The sequence below is a fragment of the Dendronalium sp. ChiSLP03b genome (assembly GCF_034531165.2).
Taxonomy (GTDB): domain Bacteria; phylum Cyanobacteriota; class Cyanobacteriia; order Cyanobacteriales; family Nostocaceae; genus Dendronalium; species Dendronalium minutum.
Map to the genome: position 1 here is coordinate 18,857 of NZ_JAVRBR020000127.1, position 19,369 is coordinate 38,225.

The following is a 19,369-nucleotide window of genomic DNA, read 5'->3' on the forward strand; positions in this document are numbered from 1 at the left end:
AAAATTATTACTTCTATCTAACGATAGATATGCTTAAAGAAGGAAAAGGGAGGAAATCTTACAAGATGCGATCTGGGCATAATAACAATGCCTGATGTTCTAGTATCGTTTGCCTATACTTACATAAGGAATTTTGCTATGCGTCAGTTATTACTCTTTTTTATCAGTATGGTAACTTTCAGCAGTTTGGATATTCATACTGCGATCGTAGCAAGTACAACGCGTTTAGCTCAAAAGTTAGACTGCAATAATGCTAAAACTCAATCAGATATCAATAGATGCACTCAGTTGTCCTATCAAAGTGCTGATAAAAAATTAAATCAAGCTTATCAACAATTGCTACCAAAGTTAGATCGCTCTAGAAAACAGAAACTGATTGCTGCACAGCTAGCATGGATTAAGTTTCGAGATACCAGTTGCGAGTTTGAAAAAAGTGAGTATGAGGGAGGAAGTATTGCTCCTACTATTTATTTCGGTTGCTTGGAAAAGACTGCAAAACAGCGTACCCAACAATTACAGGAATATCTCCAATCCGACCCTTAATACGAGTGCTGAGTGTGGAGTACAGACGCGATTAATGAGCCAGCGCTGTGCGGAGGTTCCCGACGCTCGGAAAGCGTAGCGTCTCCCCTTGGGAGAAGACTCGCTACCGCTTCGCTATCCGTTGTAGCGACTGGCATCGCGTCTGTACAAGGGTGTTTTCAAGAGCGTTCCCGCAGGATACTGCCTTCGTCCACACATGAGTGAGGAGTTAAAAATTTACATTAATGTAAATAAATGTAAATAAAAATAATCATAAATTTGACTGAAAACTAAGCGATCGCCATCCGAATGATGTCGGAATGGAATAGGTAATATTGTTTAAGATTCCTAAAAAAGCTTTGTAGGAAAGCTTTTGAATCCAAAATCCCAAATCCAAAATCTCAAATCCAAAATTAGTATGGGTCACCCACTGCGGTAGTCTAGATGAGAGTGAATATATCGCCTGGTTTGACATATTGTTTTATGACTTCAGTTATTTCCAGTGCCGTCCGCACAATTCGTATTGGTTCTCGTAAAAGTCAACTTGCTCTAGTTCAAACCTACTGGGTGCAAGAACAACTCCAAAAAAGCTTTCCTGATATCTCTTTTGAAGTCCATACCATGTCTACCCAAGGCGACAAAATCCTGGATGTAGCATTAGCCAAAATTGGCGACAAGGGACTATTTACTAAAGAACTCGAAGTGGGAATGCTCAACCACGAGATTGACTTTGCGGTTCATTCCCTTAAGGATCTGCCGACTAATTTACCAGAAGGGTTAGCACTGGCAGCTATTACTGAGCGGGAGAACCCAGCAGATGCCCTAGTGGTGCATGAAAAGCACAAAGATAAACAAATTGATACCCTGCCAGCAGGTGCGGTAATTGGAACATCTTCTCTGCGTCGATTAGCACAGTTACGTCACCAGTTCCCCCACTTTACTTTTAAAGATGTACGGGGAAACTTAAATACGCGATTAGCAAAATTGGATGCAGGCGAGTACGATGCTCTGATTTTAGCAGCAGCAGGGCTAGAGCGATTGGGAATGAGCGATCGCATTCATCAAGTCCTATCCAAAGAAGTTTCCCTCCACGCTGTTGGACAAGGAGCATTAGGGATAGAATGCCGTGCTGATGATACTGAGTTAATCTCCATACTTAAAGCTATTGAACATACCGAAACACGCGATCGCTGTCTCGCCGAAAGAGCTTTCTTACGGGATCTCGAAGGCGGTTGTCAAGTACCTATTGGTGTAAATACAGAAATCAATGGCGATAATTTAACATTGACAGGTATAGTTGCCAGCGTGGATGGTCAAAAATTAGTAAAAGATACTGTCACTGGGCAAGCCAACAACGCCGAAGCTTTAGGCACAGAATTAGCGAACCTGTTGCGGCAACAGGGAGCGCAGGAAATTTTAGAAGAGATTTTTACCGAAATCCAGCGAGGTTCTTAAGTTATTGGGTGAGTTGATGTGATTAGATAAGTAATCAGTGAGCAGTAATCAGTAACTCAGTAAGCAGTGAAAAACTGACTCTTACGGGTGACTTTTCTTTGTCGTTAACGCCAGTCATCCAGGTCAGGAAATTCTCTTACAGTGCTAGATTCACCGCACTGGCTGACAACTGACAACTGACCACTGACAACTGTGTAGACAGAACCGGGGAAACAAAAATTACCATGCGGATTCTATTCGTTGCAGCAGAGGCAGCTCCCGTTGCGAAAGTAGGAGGAATGGGTGATGTTGTAGGAGCATTGCCCAAAATTCTCAGACAAATGGGGCACGATGTGCGGATATTTCTACCTTACTACGGCTTCCTGCCAGACAAAATGGAGATTCCCAAAGACCCTATCTGGAGGGGATATGCCATGTTCCAGGACTTTGCCGTTTACGAAAGCATTCTGCCTGGTACTGATGTTCCCTTATACTTATTTGGACATCCTGCTTTCATACCCCGTCGCATTTATTCTGGAGAAGATGAAGACTGGCGGTTCACCCTATTTGCAAATGGTGCAGCAGAGTTTTGCTGGAATTACTGGAAGCCCGAAATTGTCCATTGCCACGATTGGCATACGGGGATGATTCCCGTGTGGATGCACCAAGACCCAGATATTACCAGTGTGTTTACCATTCATAATCTGGCTTATCAAGGGCCGTGGCGTTGGTATTTGGAAAAAATTACTTGGTGTCCTTGGTATATGCAAGGACACAACACAATGGCAGCCGCAGTGCAATTTGCTGACAGGGTGAATACAGTTTCTCCAACCTATGCGGAGCAAATCAAGACAGCTGCTTATGGTGAAACAATAGAAGGTTTGCTGTCTTTTATTAGCGGCAAGTTATCTGGAATTATTAACGGCATTGATACCGAAGTTTATGACCCAGAAAATGACAAATATATTGCCCAAACCTTTACCAGCAATACTCTGGAGAAACGCAAGGCTAACAAAATTGCTCTGCAAGAAGAAGTGGGATTAGAAGTCAATTCCAAAGCCTTCTTAATTGGAATGGTTACTCGCTTAGTAGAACAAAAAGGTATTGATTTAGTATTGCAAATATTAGATCGCTTCATGGCTTACACAGATGCCCAATTTGTCTTGTTGGGGACAGGCGATCGCTATTATGAAACTCAAATGTGGCAGTTAGCATCCCGCTATCCCGGACGCATGGCAACTTACCTACTTTATAACGATGCTCTATCTCGCCGCATCTATGCTGGTACTGATGCCTTCTTGATGCCTAGTCGTTTTGAACCTTGTGGTATCAGCCAAATGATGGCTTTGCGTTACGGTTCTGTACCCATTGTCCGCCGTACAGGTGGATTAGTTGATACAGTATCACATTTTGACCCCATAAACGAAATCGGTACTGGTTATTGCTTTGACCGTTATGAGCCACTGGATTTGTTCACCTGTATGATTAGGGCTTGGGAAGGCTTCCGTTTCAAACCTCAATGGCACGAATTACAAAAACGTGGTATGAGTGAGGACTTCAGTTGGTATCAATCTGCCAAGCAATACGTGAAGTTATACAGATCAATTTTTGGCTTGCCAGATGAAGAAGAACAAGTACCACAACCAGAGTTAGTGTTAACGAACCAGTAATACCAATTTTGGATTAAAAGTTTTGATCGCGGCTCATGATAGCGTAGCTAATCGTGAGCTTTTTTATTGGCGATCGCTTATAGTCAATTGTTATTCCCCTCGTCTGTTTTTTATTGTGATTGCCTTGTTGCCCTAGAAAGTATCTGAAATTATTACTGAAATAGACTTGCAAGTTATGAAAAAAATTACAAATCGACAGCGTACTTATGGCTTAATTGGCTTAATATCCTTAGCTAGTTTACTAAGTACAAGTACATCTGCCTTAACTCAAGTAGAAAGTTCCCCAATTCAACAAACTCCCATTCCTGCTGCTAAATTAATCTGGCCAACTCAAGGAATTATTTCTCAGGGCTTCCGTAAATATCAACATGAAGGAATTGATATAGCTGGTGCATCTGGAACTCCTATTATGGCTGCGGCATCCGGTACAGTTATCAAAGCTGGCTGGGATGTCTGGGGACTAGGCAACGCCATAAATATTAAGGATGCTGATGGAAGTATCACAGTTTACGGTCACAATCGCCGTTTGTTGGTAAGCAAAGGTCAACAGGTTAGTCAAGGACAAATTATTGCCGAGATGGGATCTACGGGCAATAGTACAGCACCTCATCTACATTTTGAATTTCATCCCGATGGTCGTCTAGCGGTTGACCCGCTTCGTCTGTTGGCATCCTCAACTGCCAACAAAATACCACCACAGAAGGTAACTGCTTCTACTTCTAGAAATCATCAAGTGAGTGACTCAAGTCGTCAAGCCTCGATACTTCCAACAGCACAGCAAGTATCTCCTTTGCAACCAATTCCAGTAGGTTTTGCACCTATTAGCACTAATAGTGGATGCAGTGGTTTGACAGTTATTGAAGGTGAGACAGCAAGCGTTCATGTAAAAGTCTGTAACGAAAATGGTCGATTATTTTATATTGGGCAGTTAAAGCAAGACCCAAACAAGCCTGTAAAGCTTCCTGCAAGGAATATTAGCAGAGATAGATATCAAGCAGATAATGGTAGTTTTTCCTACTTAGTCAGCCCTGAAAGAGTGGAAGTATGGCGTAATGGAAGTCAGATTAGAACTGATAATTTTTATACTTTAAATCGATAGTTAAATTGAGTTTATTTATTACCTAAGATAGTTGAAATATTGCATTCTTGATATTTGCGATCGCATGGCAATCTTCATGCTCAACCGTGCGATCGCTTTTGTTTAAAAATTCACTAATTTTATGATTTTTTTATTCTGCTACCAGTGAAAACGCTCTATGATATTTGTACTCTAAAATACAGAAAAACTAGCATGTGGCATTCCGCACACTACCGGATAAGCTAAGGTGCTGAAGACAATTGGCAAAATCCACACTATGAGTATTCGGTTTCACTCAGCAGCCCTCAAGAACCGCTTGTTAGCCTAGAGAAGTGCCAATTGCAAGCTCGATCTTTAGTCACAACGTTAACCATCAACAAAATTTGTAATTAGTTTCAAGACTTACAGTAAAAACTGTAGCCTTTAAGGTTCACAGAAAGGCTTAATGCCGAGAAAAAATTGGTTTTTAACAACAAGGCTGGCTTTTTTAATTTTGATCGTGGTTATGCAGACAAAATTTATAGATAAACCTTATCCTCTGACAGAAGTATATATATTCGGGGACAGTCTTTCAGATGTAGGTATGGTATTCCGCATGACAGGAGGAATATATCCACCTAATCCTACTTACTTTCAGGGACGTTACTCGAATGGTCGAATTTGGATTGAGTACCTTAGCGATCGCTTACATCTGTCCGCTAAACAAACTAACAATTTTGCTTACGGAGGAGCAACCACTGGCAGCATTGGTAACAGTTATGTACCTAGCTTATTTAACCAAGTGCAATCGTTTACACAAACACATCAAAAGATAAATTCAAATGCTTTATGTGTGTTGTGGGCAGGGGCAAATGATTATTTGCAGGGAGTAAGCAGTGCAACTGTTCCAGTGAAAAATGTGATAAATGCAATCAACTTACTCACAGATGTAGGTGCTAAAAAGATTTTGGTAGCCAATTTACCAGATTTAGGACAGTTACCTGCGACGAGAACCACTACGAATTCTGTGAGCCTAAGTGCATTAACACAAGCACATAATCAAGGTTTAAGGCGCTCACTCAAAGTATTGACTCAACAAGATTCCAAGCTTCAGATTGCGACTTTAGATGCTAACAGTTTATATCGAGATGCGATCGCAAATCCGGCAGCGTTTGGTTTTACAAATGTCATCAGTCCTTGCCTGTCTGGTTCTGGCATCTGTGGTAATCCAGACCAGTTTTTGTTTTGGGATGGCATTCATCCCACGACTGCGGCTCATCGGATCGTAGGAGAAAATGCTTTTTCAGCGATTCAAGAGGCAAGGATGATTCATTCTCGTTCAATATTGATTCCAGAAACCACTTTATAGCTTTTACTTAAAACTGAGAAAACTCTGCGATCGCTCTACCGCAATCTATTTAATTTTTGAAAATGAAAGGCTTAGATTCCCGACTTGTTTGATAAGTCGGGAATCTTGTTGAAGTCGCATTTAAGTAGAAAGGCGCAAATAAACCGAACTATGTAACGATAAGTAAAGTTAACTCAAACCCTCTTCCCTTCTGCCTTGTCTTAACGATAAATATTTACGCCGACTTACTTAAGACAGCCCTAAATAGTTCTTGACAATCTGCAATATTCGCTCTGCTGCATGACCATCCCCAAAAGGATTAATTGCATTAGCCATTGCTTCATAGGCCTTAGGATTACTCAGCAACTCAGCCGCAGATGCAGCGATATTCTCGCTTGTGGTTCCTACAAGCTTAGCCGTACCCGCAGCAACGGCTTCTGGTCTTTCTGTTGTCTCTCTGAGAACTAAGACTGGTTTTCCTAGGCTAGGTGCTTCTTCTTGCAAACCACCTGAGTCAGTCAGCAAAAAATGCGATCGCCCAATCGCACCGACCAATTCTGCATAGTCTAAAGGTTCTGTTAAAAAAATTCGCGGATGCTCTCCCAAAAGCGCTTGTAAAGGTTCTCTTACTGTTGGGTTGCGGTGTAATGGTAAAAGTAAAGCTGTATCGGGAAACTTATCTAATATTTGCAAAAATCCCAGCGCGATCGCTTGTAATGGTTCTCCCCAATTCTCCCGCCGATGGACTGTTACTAACAAGGTGCGATACTCATCCCAGTTTAAGCCTGGTATATCACAAGCTGGTTGGGTTGCAGCCACATTCAGCAATGCATCAATTACCGTGTTACCCGTCAGATGAATTTCTCCCAACACACCAGAACGCTGCAAGTTTTCCACAGCCAAAGTAGTTGGTGCAAAATGCAACTGAGTAATTTGAGAAATCAATCGCCGATTGGCTTCTTCTGGATAAGGATTAAATAAATCATCTGTTCTTAATCCTGCTTCTACATGACCTACAGGGATTTTTTGATAAAAAGCTGCTAAAGCTGCCCCAAAAGCTGTAGTAGTATCTCCCTGTACTATTACTAAGTCTGGCTTACTCTTTTGGAATAAGGCTTCTAAGCCTCGCAAACTCCGACAAGTAACATCGCTTAACGATTGCTGAGGCTGCATAATCTCTAGATCGTAATCTGCTTTCAGGTCGAACAACTGCATCACTTGCTCAACCATCTCGCGGTGTTGTCCAGTTAAAATTACTTGCAACTCAAACTCTAGAGATTTTTGAAAAACTTGAATCACCGGAGCTAATTTAATTGCTTCCGGACGCGTACCCAAGATAATGTAAACTCGCTTTTGATTAGTCATTAGTTAATAGTCAATGGTCAAGAGTCATTAGTCAATCGTTACAAATGTACAAACAACAACTGACAACTGACAACTGACCAAAACTGGGTGTAGGAGTGTAGGGGTGCAAGGGTGTAGGTGGAATAAAGGGCTGAAAAGTGTAGGTTTTTAATCAAACAATAAATAATGATTACAAAAACTGGTTTTTAACCAAGCAATGAATAATGTTTATAAAAACTAACGCTCATAACATCATTTCTTTTACCTATACACCCTTACCCCCTTATACCCTTAGTTGAGCATGAAAAAACCCGGCTTAACCGGGCAGATGCGCTGTTTGTCGTATTTAGCAATGATGAACTATAGTTTGATGTCACAAGTTAAAGGACAAGCAGCATAGACTGTGGTCTGCGCTTGGTCTTCTTCTCCATGCAACCAGCTTAACCATTTGACATCACTGGGATGTACACCCTTAGCTGTCAAAACTCCAGCCGCGATCGCAACTGCCATGACATTAAACATAATCAAACTGCCTGCTACAAATAAAACCGCACTAACAGGCATTACAGATTGCAACACTATCGACAACAGACATCCGACCGTAGCCATCAACACCACTAATGGAAAACCGACAACCAACAAGCATACTGCCAACGTGAAAGTCCAGATTAAGAAGCTTTTGACCATCATCAAGGAGTAGGTCTTTCCTAGATTAGAGCTCTGAGCCGAAACCATGACTTTTCCTCCTAAGTTACACAGCAAAATTTGACTTCAGTTATATTTCGCTTGTAGCGAGCAAACTGAATTGTTTCAGTGAAATTCAGTATATAAAAAGCTATTAGGAAAATGAGCATTTAGTTACTAAAGTTTACAGTTAATTTTTTGTAATTATGAATGTAAAGTCGAATTTACATTTATGTAGAAAACTAGTTTCTCGTATCTACCTTAAGGAATAGAAGGTAAAGTGCATTAGTTGCTAATGAGGATTTCAAACTCTTGATTTAGATTATGCTTAACATTTCTTATAAAAACAAGCTTTAATTCTCATAATTCTGAGATGAGGCTGAATAAATGATCTGCTATTGATTTGGCTGTTTATTTGCTAGCACCTTGTAGGAACGCCAGGAAAAATTTTCTCATTTAACAAGATAAAGTATTAATAATATATTTTTAAGTTATAAAAAACACTTCTAATTCTAAATATAAATACTGAAGGTAACAAAGTAATATAGTGTGCTAAACAAGTTTATGTAAGCGATTTTTTTTTCAACCCAATGAAACTTGGAATTTAAAGAAAAAAAATATACAAGTACGAATCATAAAACGTAACAAACCGTTACTTTGAAATTCTGAGCGGACGGACGGTCATAATTCTGCTTTCTAGCACTCTAGAGGTTACTAATAGAGACTTCTTACCGATCGAGTTAATGAAGGTCAAATTTTTAAGATATATGACAGAATCACAGCATCCATCGAATTCCAACTCTGTTGCTCCGCGGAATGTGCCTCCAATGCCGCCACCGCCACCATCGTTAACGACACAGCGCCAGTCTACACAAACGTTGGATATGGCATCAGTAAATAGAAATGTCAGCCAACCGCCACCTCCTCCCGGTTCTGCATCTGCTGCGGCTCATCGCCCAGGTACTCCACCGCCAATGCCTAATTATATTCCAGCTAAAAATAGCACTTCGAGATTATCTTTAGCACAGCTGATCAGAGAAGCTTACGATCAAGGATATTCTGATATTCACTTAGGTGTAGGTGAAGTGCCTCGCTTCCGCAACCGAGGAGAAATTCAATCAACTGATTATCCAGAAACAGATAAAGAGAGTTTGATGAGTTGGTTGCGGGAGGTAATGACAGAAGCAGAAATTCAGCGGTTTGAAGAACACCTCGAATTTGACGGAGCAACTCAGTATGATTTTGCTCGCGTACGGATTAATGTTTTTGGCTCCCTCAGAGGGCCAGCAATGGTGCTGCGATTGATTCCGCTGAAAATCTTGACTATGGAACAGTTGAGATTACCCCCAGTTTTTCGGGATATTTGTCATCATCACAAAGGTTTAATTTTGGTTACCGGGCCGACTGGTTCTGGTAAGTCCACAACAATGGCAGCGATGATTGACTACATCAATAAAGAGATGGCTAAACATATCATCACTATTGAAGACCCAATTGAATTTGTCCATCAAAGCCGTAAGTCCCTTGTCAAGCAACGGGAAGTCGGAATGCACACCCGGAAATTCGACAATGCTTTAAAAGCAGCCTTACGGGAAGATCCAGATTTGATTCTAGTGGGGGAAATGCGGGATAAAGAAACAGTCAACACCGCCCTAAAAGCCGCCCAGACTGGTCACTTAGTAATGGGAACCCTGCACACCAATAGCGCTGTGAAAACCATTGAGCGGATACTCAATCTCTACTCTGGTGAGGAACAGGATGCGATGCGGGTAGCAATTTCCGAATCTTTAGTGGCAGTGATTGCTCAAGGTTTGTGCCGCACCACAGATGGTAAGAGGGCTGCGTTCCACGATATCTTAATTAACACCGAAGCCATCAAAGAATGGATCAAAGACGGTAAGTATGATGAAATTAGCGAGCTGATGAAGCAAGCCAGTTTTGATGGCATGATTACCATGAATCAGTCACTGCTCAACCTCTACCAAGATGGACGTATCACTGAAGAAACAGCTTTAGAAATGTCACCAACTCCTAATGAAATGGCACAATTTCTCCGAGGACGAGTTTAGGTACAGTAAAAGGTAAAAAGTGAAATATTGAGGAGGCAGGAGGCAGGAGGCAGAAGGCAACGGACAGAAGGCAGAAGTGAAGAATTATTTCCTCCTGCTTCCCCAGCTCCCCCAGCTCCCCCTACTTCCCCTGCTCCCTTGCTATTTTTACCTTTGAGTTCCTTAGCCCCTTTAACTGAGTTGACTACAGACAAACTATCTAGACCCCAGTTGTTTAAAGGCATTGCCTTATTTACACCAGGAGGGGATTTAATTTACTGCATCGACCCTAACAAACAAGGCCGATGGCATTTGCATTTATGCACTGCTTTGCAAGAAATCTTAGACTTACCAGAACCACCTCACTTTTTAGTGCCTTGCTACACGGCGACAATTGACCACTGGTTAGATCCGCATAGCCAACAAGTACGAACTTTTGCAGAAGCTTATCCAGCGGTTATCCGACATCAGGCTGTACTCAACGCTATTTTTGGTACAGAGTTAACTTGGCAAACAGCTCCTTGGCAAGAGGGATTATGCGATCGCATGGTATTGTCCACTTATCGCTCCTCATTTCCTCAACTTTGGGAAGATCACGATTTAATCGTTAACTTAGACGTTTCCGAACCAGCACCAAAGTACCGTCCACCAGTCATTGCAGCACGAAAAGTACAGCTAAAAAATCAATGTTATGTGCTACGGCTATTTGTAGCAGGACATAGTGCTAACACCGAACGCATCCTCCAGAATCTGCACGAATTGTTAGAGCGATCGCTGGGGTATCCTTACACTATGAAAGTTGTTGATGTTTTAACTAATCCAGAGCAAGCAGAAATTGACCAAGTAACTGCAACTCCTACCCTCGTCAAGGTTTGGCCTCACCCAATTCGGCGCATTGTCGGAGATTTGGATAATGCAGAAAAAATTTTACAGATGTTGGGTGCTACAGAAAAAATATGAAAGCAATGGGGGACTGGGGATTTTGTAAGGGTTTGCTCATGAATTGTCTGATAATAAGTTTTTAGAAAGCTTCTGTAATCAAGACATCTACACCGAGTAAAGATGCAAACTAGCCAAATCTACCTTTCAACTATGGGGTGCGGGACTTGGGCATGGGGAAACCAATTGCTCTGGGGATATAACGAAAGTATGGATGAGCAGTTGCAAGAGGTTTTCAACCTTTGTGTGAGCAACGGCGTAACATTATTTGACACGGGCGATTCTTACGGCACTGGCAGATTAAATGGGCAAAGTGAGCTACTCTTGGGACGATTTTCTAAAGAATATCAGGGCTTTGGTAAAGAGAATATTTGCATTGCTACCAAGCTTGCTGCTTACCCTTGGAGATGGTCGCGCCAGTCAATGATACGAGCTTGTAAGGCATCTGCTCAACGCTTGGGCAGAAACGTAGATTTGGTACAGATGCACTGGTCTACAGCGAACTATGCTCCTTGGCAAGAAGAAGGACTTTTGGATGGTCTTGCCGACCTTTATCAGCAAGGGTTAGTTAGGGGAGTGGGACTTTCCAATTACGGGCCGAAACGGCTGAAATACGTGCATCAAAAGTTTGCTGAACGAGGAGTTCCAATTACTACACTGCAAGTCCAGTATTCTTTGTTGTCTACATATCCTGTCACTCAACTAGAGCTGAAAGACATTTGTGATGCGATGGGAATCAAACTGATTGCCTACAGTCCTCTGGCGTTGGGGCTATTAACAGGAAAATTCTCCGAGAAAGGCCCTTTTCCTCAAGGCATCCGAGGTTTATTATTTAGGCAGTTATTGCCAGGAGTGCGATCGCTTTTAGCATCTTTACAAGAGGTGGCACAATCAAGAAACAAAACGATGTCACAGGTTGCCATCAACTGGTGTATTTGTAAAGGAACCATACCCATCCCCGGAGCAAAAAGTGTAGAACAGGCGCGGGAGAATATTGGTGCTTTGGGTTGGCAGTTAAACTCTAGCGAGATTGCAGAGTTAGATAAAGCGGCTGCAAATACAGATAAAAAAATGGTACAAAATATCTTTCAGACTAAGTGAAATATTTCTGAGTGAATTTGCGTATTTCAATTTTAACCTTGTGCATGTTGAAACCTGGAGTTTCTAATTATTCAAATCTGTCATTGCGACGTAAGGAAGCAATCTCAAAGTATTGGTAGAAAACTCTGGTTCCTAAGTTAGATGAGGTTTGATTCGTAATTCTTACAAATGGCATAGGATTACCATCACTGTTTCATCACATAAAACTTACTCTCAAATCATCAAGTAATAATATCAAATAATCTTCAAAACACTTTAATAAGAGTTGAAACTACATTAAAAAATAAAAGGGCGCAATAACGCCCTAATGCCCTTATCACAGTTAATTATGAACTCTACATTCTGATTACTATTCAAACTTATTTATAGAAAAATTAAATCAGACAAAAGTCACAGATAGACCCATGACTTTGGTCATGAATTTTAAGTGAGTCGAAAATATTATTTTTTTATAGCTGTAAATTTGTCCTTATTTCTGACCACTACGAACAATTACTTGATGGTCGGATTGTCTGAGAAGCCTACACTGTAATGTACTCAGTTGGTGTAGGAGTATGTTCTAATTCCTAAGAAGGGTAGACAACTTCAGCAACTAAAACAGTTCTGTTGCCGTACTCAGCTTCTAACGCCCTTTTCACATTTACATCCCAGATGAAGTCATAGTCTTGCTCAATTTCAGTCACAACAAAAGGACGAACTTCACCGATTACCGATACTGTCTGACCCTGATTTATGGCTACTTTGGGCGGTGCTTTTAATAAAACTAGTAAATCTTGCCCACCAAACAATTGGTTTTTATCTAGCGTTAATAAAACCGGACTGCGGATATTTTCGAGTTTCCCCGTAACTGCAACCTGACGGCGATAGTATTGTTCGGGACTTTGCGTTATTTGGCCAGGTTGAGGCGCTAGTACGAGATATTGAGCAATAATTGCAGGTTTATTGATGTAATCTCTGTAATATTCGTCCTGGATGTTGAGACTAAACTCTCGCTCAATTTCGGGAATCACCAAATTACGCACCTGACCAGTAACTTGAATTTTGATATTTTGATCGAGTGGTAGATCGAAAGGTACACCTGAAGCATTGATAACTACAATGGGTTCGCCGTGAAAGAATTGTGCATCGCTGACTGTGAAGGAACTCAAACCGATTTTCTGAATCGCTCTGCTTTTAATTGTCACAGGTTTACCGATAAATTCGTCTGTGTTCTTAGCAACTTCAGATGTCTTGGTAAAAGTTGCCTTTGCATCAAAGAGGTTACAGCTTCTAACAAGCATAGCGATCGCTATCAGAAAAATGAATACCCCTGCATGACTAAGTCCCTTAAATAAACCTCTGCTTTGAGAATTGTCATTGCCCTTGTTCTTGTTTGTCTTGAGGCTATTCATGGTAAAAAAGCTTTCCCAATAGACAATGCTACATTTAAGCGCTCCTGTAGAATATTTTATTGCGGAATTGCTGAGGGATACACCTTTGTTGCAACTAACACAGGTTTATTGCTGTATTCTGCTTCTACTTACAGCAGCATTCAGAAGTAAAACACGCTTTGTACCAGGTTTTGAAAGCTAGGTTGCGTACTTCAACTTGATATTCGCTGTATATCTTGCACCTAGCTCTGGCGATCGCAAATCGCGCGCCAGTTGCTTATAGGGGAACATTCAAAATCGCACTGGCTTGGCTATACAAACTAAGTCTGCCCTATATCTTGTCGTGTAACCTAATCATTTATTCTTTCAGCAAAGCCTGAAACCGCACATCATTACGAATGCTATCAAAATCGGGATTAGTTTTTGCTTCAATACGACATAGAGGAGGATTAAGATTAATTGCTTGTTGCAGGTTTTCAAGAGCTAAATCAATATTATCTTGCAAGGCATAATAGCAAGCTTTGCCATAATAACCACTCTCATCATTAGGTTGTAGTTCTAGTGCTTTCTCACAACTAGCGAGTGCCTCTTGATAGCGCCCTGCACGAGCCAGTACAATACCCTTATTAGCCCACCATAATGGGTATTCAGGTAAGGCTTTTAAGGCTTTATTGAGGTGAATTAATGCTTCGTCATAATGCCCCAATAAACTCAGGGACAAACCTTTGCCGTTCAAAATATTAGGATGATCTAATTGTATTTTTAAAGCTTTATCGTAATTAGCGATTGCTTCTTCATGGCGACCTAAGTTAGCCATTACATTACCTCGGTTGTTCCAAGCCTCAGAATAGTCATTTTTTATTGCCAATGCTTTGTCATAATTAGTGATTGCTTCTTCATAGCGACCTAAGTTATTCAGTGCAAGACCTCGGTTATGCCAAGCTAGAGAAAAATCATTTTTAATAGCCAATGCTTTATCGTAGCTAGCTAGTGCTTCCTCATAGTGACCTAAGCTAAGTAATGCACCACCTCGGTTAAACCAAGGTTCAAGAAAGTTATCTTTAATAGCTAAAGCTTTATCGCAGTTATTGATTGCTTCTTCATAGCGACCTAAGTTAAGCAATGCAGCACCACAGTTGCTCCAAGCTTCAGGTAAGTCATCTTTAATAGCTAATGCTTTATCGTAGTTATTGATCGCTTCTTCATAACGACCTAAGTTAACCAGTGCATTGCCCAGATTAAAAAATAAACTGCTGCTGAATTCAGGATAAATACTAGTCTGAATCTGTTCAGCTTGCTTTGTAGCTCTTTGCAATAAGTCTATTCGTTGTCTTGGGTAACTGCGTAGAGATTTGTAACATAAACCAGTATATTTAGCTAGCCCCTGAAGAAAATCAATTTGATGAATACAATTTTTCACAGATGCTTCTATCTGTGACTTAAGAGAATTACCATTTTCATCTTTAAATTCATAATTATTTGGGTCGTGACCTAACACGAAGTTACCAAACTCGACTGCTAATTTGATATCGTTGAGAAACCTCCGTGTATCATTGGGCAAGAGTTCGTTATTCTCAAATTCTCCTTCAGCAGCAACAGCAAAGAAGGGAACTCTGACTATTCCCATTTGACCTAGGTAAGCACTAGCAAAGAAATGGCTCAGTAACAACCGTTGACCCTTTCGATCTGCAAATAAGGCATGATATATGTACTCAGCAGTGTATGCACACCATTGAGAATTCTCGTATTTCTCTGGTTCTGGATTATCTGCGGATACTTCTCTATCTGCTAGTTGCTCAAAATATCTCGCTATGGAAGCATGAGTTTCTCGAAATTTTTGTTGGTTTGCTTTAAACTGAGAGCGTCGCAAAACATCTCGCGTCACATCATTGAGACGAAACTGGTCTTCTTCTACAACAAATTCTCTCTCAATTAGCCATTCAAAACAATTGAGATTGGCATCTACTCCTGTTAGAAAATCGATGTAGTGATCTGCGACTAATTCCCAAATTAAAGCCTCATCAAACCAGCGACAATAAGCAGCCAGTTGTACGACTTGTTTTTGCGTGGTAGTCAGTCCTTCTAACAGTCGGTCAGCAAGTTCTTTATTATCACGAGAACAGTTAATTGTTTTACCTTCTTCCTTCTGCTGTCGAATCAAATCTAGGTGAAAAGGAAAACCATCAGTAGCTTGATATATTTGGCGAATTTCTTTAGGTTCAGTAATACCAATTCTTTTTAAATATTCTTCAGTTTGATTTTTATCAAATTTTTCTAACTGTCGCTCATAGATTAAATCCCGCTTTCTAGAAAACTTCTTTTTCAAAGAATATCTTCCAGCTACCACAATCCGAATTGGATTAGATTGCAAATTATCTTCTTTAAGTAAATATTCACCCACCCATAAATCTAAATCGGAAGTGGCTTTTTCATAGTGGTCTAGCACTAGTAAAATCGGCTGTTTTTGTGCCTTTGTTAGTGGTAACAGTCGGGAATTTTGGAATTGGATTAACCCTTCCACAAATGCTTTAGTCATCTGTGGTATGGGTTCCAACATCAGTTCTTGTAATTTATTATCTTGCTTAGTTGCTGGATGTTTCAATAGCAGACGCTCTTTAATGGCGCTCAACCCCGATCCAGTTCCTTTTGTTGTCTCAGCAACAGCCGATACTCCCGAACTCATTGCATTCACAGGCTCAATTGGAGATAAGAAAAATGCTCCTAGTCCATAGACCGCAGCAGAATTTAATTCTTTTACAAGGTCGCGTTGTTCTTGCTCAACAGTTTCCTTTCCCTCAACAGGTTTCGTTGTGAGTTCCTCTAATGTTTCGTTGTACTGCTTAATGAGTTGCTTAAAGGGGTCAGACTTAAATAAATCTTGTTTCCAAATATCGGGTGTAGGTATTTGCTCATACAAATGAGTCATAACTTTCAGTGGGGTTTCATTACTGAGAGTCTTACCACTGAAGTCAAACTTGACAATATGTGCCTGCTGCTTGTAAGCGTGTTCCAGTGCATCTAGCAAGGTGCTTTTGCCGATACCTCCAATACCATAGATATGAAACAGCAAAGGGTGCGAATCTGGTTCTGTTAGAGCTTTGGCAAAGGTTTTTAGAAAGTCCTCAGCGGGTTTACGAGAAATGTAGTATTGCTGATTCTTCATCTGGTCTGGATACAAGCGTTATTCTGTATTGATTGTAGTTTCAATCACTATGACTCAACACTTGAAATCGCTCATTTCCTATATCTACATCAAAATTACTGCTTTATCTTCTAAGTAACCACACAAAAATAATTACAGTGATTGCGAGCGTTCGCGTTAGCGTCTCGTACCCCTGCTTTTAAGCAAGCTACGCGCAGCGTCTCCGACAGGAGAAGCGAAGCAATCCTAGCCCTTGCGATTGCTACCCTGCGGGAAGCCGAAGAAGGCGCGTCTACATTTCGCTTCGCTGCATAAAGCCCTTTGGGCATGGCTTCGCTTAGCGCAATGACATTGTGTAATTAATTCTGTTCGATTACTTACAAACAATTGTTTAACGACAGCTTTCCAACCACAAACTTAATATTCCTCAACAACACCATCATTTCTTTCCGTAATCGCTTACCCTGAAGCGGTATTTATCTAATTCGTAATTCGTAATTCGTAATTTTTGGGTTTAATGCTGCTCACTATCACCACAACACACTCCCCGGCAACGGAGTTAGGCTACTTGTTGCATAAACACCCAGACCGCTGTCAGTCCTTTTCTCTGAGTTTTGGACAGGCACATGTCTTTTACCCGGAAGCCAGTACACAGCAATGTACGGCTGCGTTGTTGTTGGATGTTGACCCAGTAAAGTTGGTGCGCGGGCGTAGTGCTAGGCTAGAACAATATGTCAACGATCGCCCTTATGTTGCTTCTTCATTTTTAAGTGTAGCGATCGCTCAAGTATTTAGCACTGCTTTAGGAGGTCGCTGCAAAGACTTACCAGAACTAGTACAAACTCCTTTACCGTTAGTGGCAAAAATATCTGTCTTACCCTGTCGCGGTGGTGAAAGTTTTTTACGGGAGTTGTTTGAGCCGTTGGGTTACAGTGTAAGTGCCCAAGGTTACACTTTAGATGAGGAATTTCCTGATTGGGGACAAAGCCAATACTTTACCGTTGAACTTCAGCACACAGTAACTTTAAGCGATTTGTTAAGTCATCTCTATGTTTTGATTCCAGTGTTGGATGACGATAAACATTACTGGGTAGACGATGAGGAAATCGAAAAGTTATTCCGTCATGGTGAAGGTTGGTTAACTCAGCATCCAGCGCGAGAACAAATTACTCGGCGTTACCTCAAACGACAGCAGCGCTTGACTCGTCTTGCTTTAGCCCAACTTGCAGAGGAAGATAATCTCGACCCCGATAGTGCGGAAGAAAGCCATGCCCAAGAAGAAGCAGCAGTAGAAAAACCCATCAGCCTAAATCAGCAACGGATGAATGCTGTAATTACTGCTTTGAAACAAAGTAATGCAAAGAAAGTAATTGATTTAGGCTGCGGTCAGGGAAATCTGTTGAAAATCTTGCTCAAAGATAGCTTTTTTGAACAAGTTACAGGTGTTGATGTTTCTTACAGGGCGCTAGAAGTTGCCCAAGAAAGATTAGACCGCTTGCGCCTTCCCCGCAATCAATGGGAACGTATAAAACTCATCCAAGGCGCACTTACTTACCAAGATAAACGCCTCAATGGCTACGATGCTGCAACGGTGATTGAGGTAATTGAGCATCTTGATTTACCACGCTTGGGGGGATTTGAGCGGGTTTTGTTTGAGTTTGCTCAACCAAAAACAGTAGTAGTAACAACACCAAATATTGAGTACAACATCAAATTTGAAAACCTTCCCGCCGGAAAACTGCGACATAAAGACCACCGCTTTGAATGGACGCGCCAAGAGTTCCAGACTTGGGCAAACCAAGTTTCAGAACGCTTTGGTTATACTGTGCAATTTCAACCAGTAGGAACAGAAGATCCAGAAGTAGGTTCGCCTACACAAATGGGGGTGTTTACAAGATGAGTCTGCAAACTGATTCTCGGTCAACCCAAGAACTGATCAAACTTGCGTTAACGGAAAAAGATGAAGATGCAGTGAGTATCTTGCACTTTCGTGGAAATCAAGAAGTTTTTGCAGCTGCGTCAAAGTTGTGCGCCAGTCAAAACCCACAAGAAAGAGAATTAGGGGCTGATATATTAGGTCAACTTGGAATACCTGATCGAACTTTTCCTGATGAGTGTTTAGCAATTCTATTAAAATTGCTTGAGTGTGAGCAAAATGCTGATGTCCTCAACTCAATTGCAGTTGCATTCGGACACCTACACGATGCTAGAGCGATTTCTTCATTAGTTCGACTGAAAAACCACCCCTGTTCATCTGTGCGTTATGGCGTTGTCTTTGGTCTTTTAGGATATGAAGACAAATTAGCAATTAACACCCTCATTGAATTGTCTTCAGATCAAGACGATGAGGTACGAAATTGGGCAACTTTTGGATTAGGCTCACAAATTGAAACTGATACAACAGCTATTCGAGAAGCACTTTATCAGCGTTTTATGAATGAGAATACTGAAAAAAATTATGAAATATATGCAGAAGCGTTAGTCGGTTTAGCTAAAAGAAAAGACTCACGCATATTAACTCGCTTAATAGAAGAATTATCATCTGACTATGTTGGTCTACTTGCTGTTGAAGCAGCAGAAGAAATGGCAGACTCAAGACTTTATCCAGCGTTGATGCAATTAAAACAATGGTGGACTGACAATAATAACTTGCTAGAAAACGCTATAAATAATTGCCGAGAAGAAACTTAAGAAACTATATTTCAAAACT

Annotated in this window: 15 protein-coding genes; 10 read left to right on the top strand and 5 right to left on the bottom strand. The window is 41.0% G+C overall.

Going from position 1 to position 19,369, the window contains the following annotated elements; all coding sequences use genetic code 11:
* Positions 1 to 138 precede the first annotated feature (138 nt).
* Positions 139 to 543 carry a lysozyme inhibitor LprI family protein gene (locus RMY31_RS29640; RefSeq protein WP_322663973.1) on the top strand — a complete coding sequence of 135 codons (405 nt, stop codon included), beginning with the start codon at positions 139 to 141 and terminating at the stop codon, positions 541 to 543.
* 250 nt (positions 544 to 793) lie between these two features.
* On the opposite strand, the gene RMY31_RS29645 is transcribed toward RMY31_RS29640, so the two are convergent.
* The gene (locus RMY31_RS29645; protein WP_409878811.1) at positions 794 to 997 is read right to left on the bottom strand and encodes a hypothetical protein; all 204 of its coding nucleotides are present in this window, start codon (positions 995 to 997) and stop codon (positions 794 to 796) included.
* 8 nt (positions 998 to 1,005) lie between these two features.
* On the opposite strand from RMY31_RS29645, the gene hemC reads away from it, so the two are divergent.
* From hemC to RMY31_RS29665, 4 genes are all read left to right on the top strand, one after another.
* Positions 1,006 to 1,977 carry a hydroxymethylbilane synthase gene (hemC, locus tag RMY31_RS29650; protein ID WP_322663971.1) on the top strand — a complete coding sequence of 324 codons (972 nt, stop codon included), beginning with the start codon at positions 1,006 to 1,008 and terminating at the stop codon, positions 1,975 to 1,977.
* Positions 1,978 to 2,201: 224 nt separating this feature from the next.
* Positions 2,202 to 3,626 carry a glycogen synthase GlgA gene (gene glgA / locus RMY31_RS29655; RefSeq protein ID WP_322663969.1) on the top strand — a complete coding sequence of 475 codons (1,425 nt, stop codon included), beginning with the start codon at positions 2,202 to 2,204 and terminating at the stop codon, positions 3,624 to 3,626.
* 175 nt (positions 3,627 to 3,801) lie between these two features.
* Entirely contained in the window at positions 3,802 to 4,725 is a 924-nt protein-coding gene (locus RMY31_RS29660) for a M23 family metallopeptidase (RefSeq protein WP_322663967.1), read from the top strand.
* Between the two features lie 484 nt (positions 4,726 to 5,209).
* Positions 5,210 to 6,052 carry an SGNH/GDSL hydrolase family protein gene (locus tag RMY31_RS29665; protein WP_409878814.1) on the top strand — a complete coding sequence of 281 codons (843 nt, stop codon included), beginning with the start codon at positions 5,210 to 5,212 and terminating at the stop codon, positions 6,050 to 6,052.
* Positions 6,053 to 6,280: 228 nt separating this feature from the next.
* On the opposite strand, the gene wecB is transcribed toward RMY31_RS29665, so the two are convergent.
* Positions 6,281 to 7,396, bottom strand: a complete 1,116-nt coding sequence (gene wecB / locus RMY31_RS29670; RefSeq protein ID WP_322663963.1) for a non-hydrolyzing UDP-N-acetylglucosamine 2-epimerase — start codon at positions 7,394 to 7,396, stop codon at positions 6,281 to 6,283.
* 339 nt (positions 7,397 to 7,735) lie between these two features.
* Complete coding sequence (locus tag RMY31_RS29675) at positions 7,736 to 8,110, bottom strand: hypothetical protein (RefSeq protein WP_322663961.1); 375 nt, start codon at positions 8,108 to 8,110, stop codon at positions 7,736 to 7,738.
* A gap of 716 nt (positions 8,111 to 8,826) precedes the next feature.
* Here RMY31_RS29675 and RMY31_RS29680 point away from each other — a divergent pair.
* From RMY31_RS29680 to RMY31_RS29690, 3 genes are all read left to right on the top strand, one after another.
* On the top strand, positions 8,827 to 10,128 hold the full coding sequence (locus tag RMY31_RS29680) for a type IV pilus twitching motility protein PilT (protein WP_322663959.1): 1,302 nt from the start codon (positions 8,827 to 8,829) through the stop codon (positions 10,126 to 10,128).
* Positions 10,129 to 10,308: 180 nt separating this feature from the next.
* Entirely contained in the window at positions 10,309 to 11,067 is a 759-nt protein-coding gene (locus tag RMY31_RS29685; RefSeq protein ID WP_322664006.1) for a circadian clock KaiB family protein, read from the top strand.
* A 102-nt stretch (positions 11,068 to 11,169) separates the two neighbouring features.
* Complete coding sequence (locus RMY31_RS29690) at positions 11,170 to 12,147, top strand: aldo/keto reductase (RefSeq protein WP_322663957.1); 978 nt, start codon at positions 11,170 to 11,172, stop codon at positions 12,145 to 12,147.
* A 566-nt stretch (positions 12,148 to 12,713) separates the two neighbouring features.
* Here RMY31_RS29690 and RMY31_RS29695 read toward each other — a convergent pair.
* A complete protein-coding gene (locus RMY31_RS29695; RefSeq protein ID WP_322663956.1) occupies positions 12,714 to 13,538 on the bottom strand; it encodes a hypothetical protein in 825 nt (274 codons plus the stop codon).
* A 337-nt stretch (positions 13,539 to 13,875) separates the two neighbouring features.
* Positions 13,876 to 16,680 (bottom strand): tetratricopeptide repeat protein, encoded by a 2,805-nt coding sequence (locus RMY31_RS29700; protein ID WP_322663954.1) that lies wholly within the window; start codon positions 16,678 to 16,680, stop codon positions 13,876 to 13,878.
* Between the two features lie 496 nt (positions 16,681 to 17,176).
* On the opposite strand from RMY31_RS29700, the gene RMY31_RS29705 reads away from it, so the two are divergent.
* Complete coding sequence (locus RMY31_RS29705) at positions 17,177 to 18,559, top strand: 3' terminal RNA ribose 2'-O-methyltransferase Hen1 (protein WP_322663952.1); 1,383 nt, start codon at positions 17,177 to 17,179, stop codon at positions 18,557 to 18,559.
* Complete coding sequence (locus RMY31_RS29710; protein WP_322663950.1) at positions 18,556 to 19,350, top strand: HEAT repeat domain-containing protein; 795 nt, start codon at positions 18,556 to 18,558, stop codon at positions 19,348 to 19,350. Before RMY31_RS29705 ends, RMY31_RS29710 begins: the two co-directional genes overlap by 4 nt.
* The last annotated feature ends 19 nt before the right edge of the window (positions 19,351 to 19,369 follow it).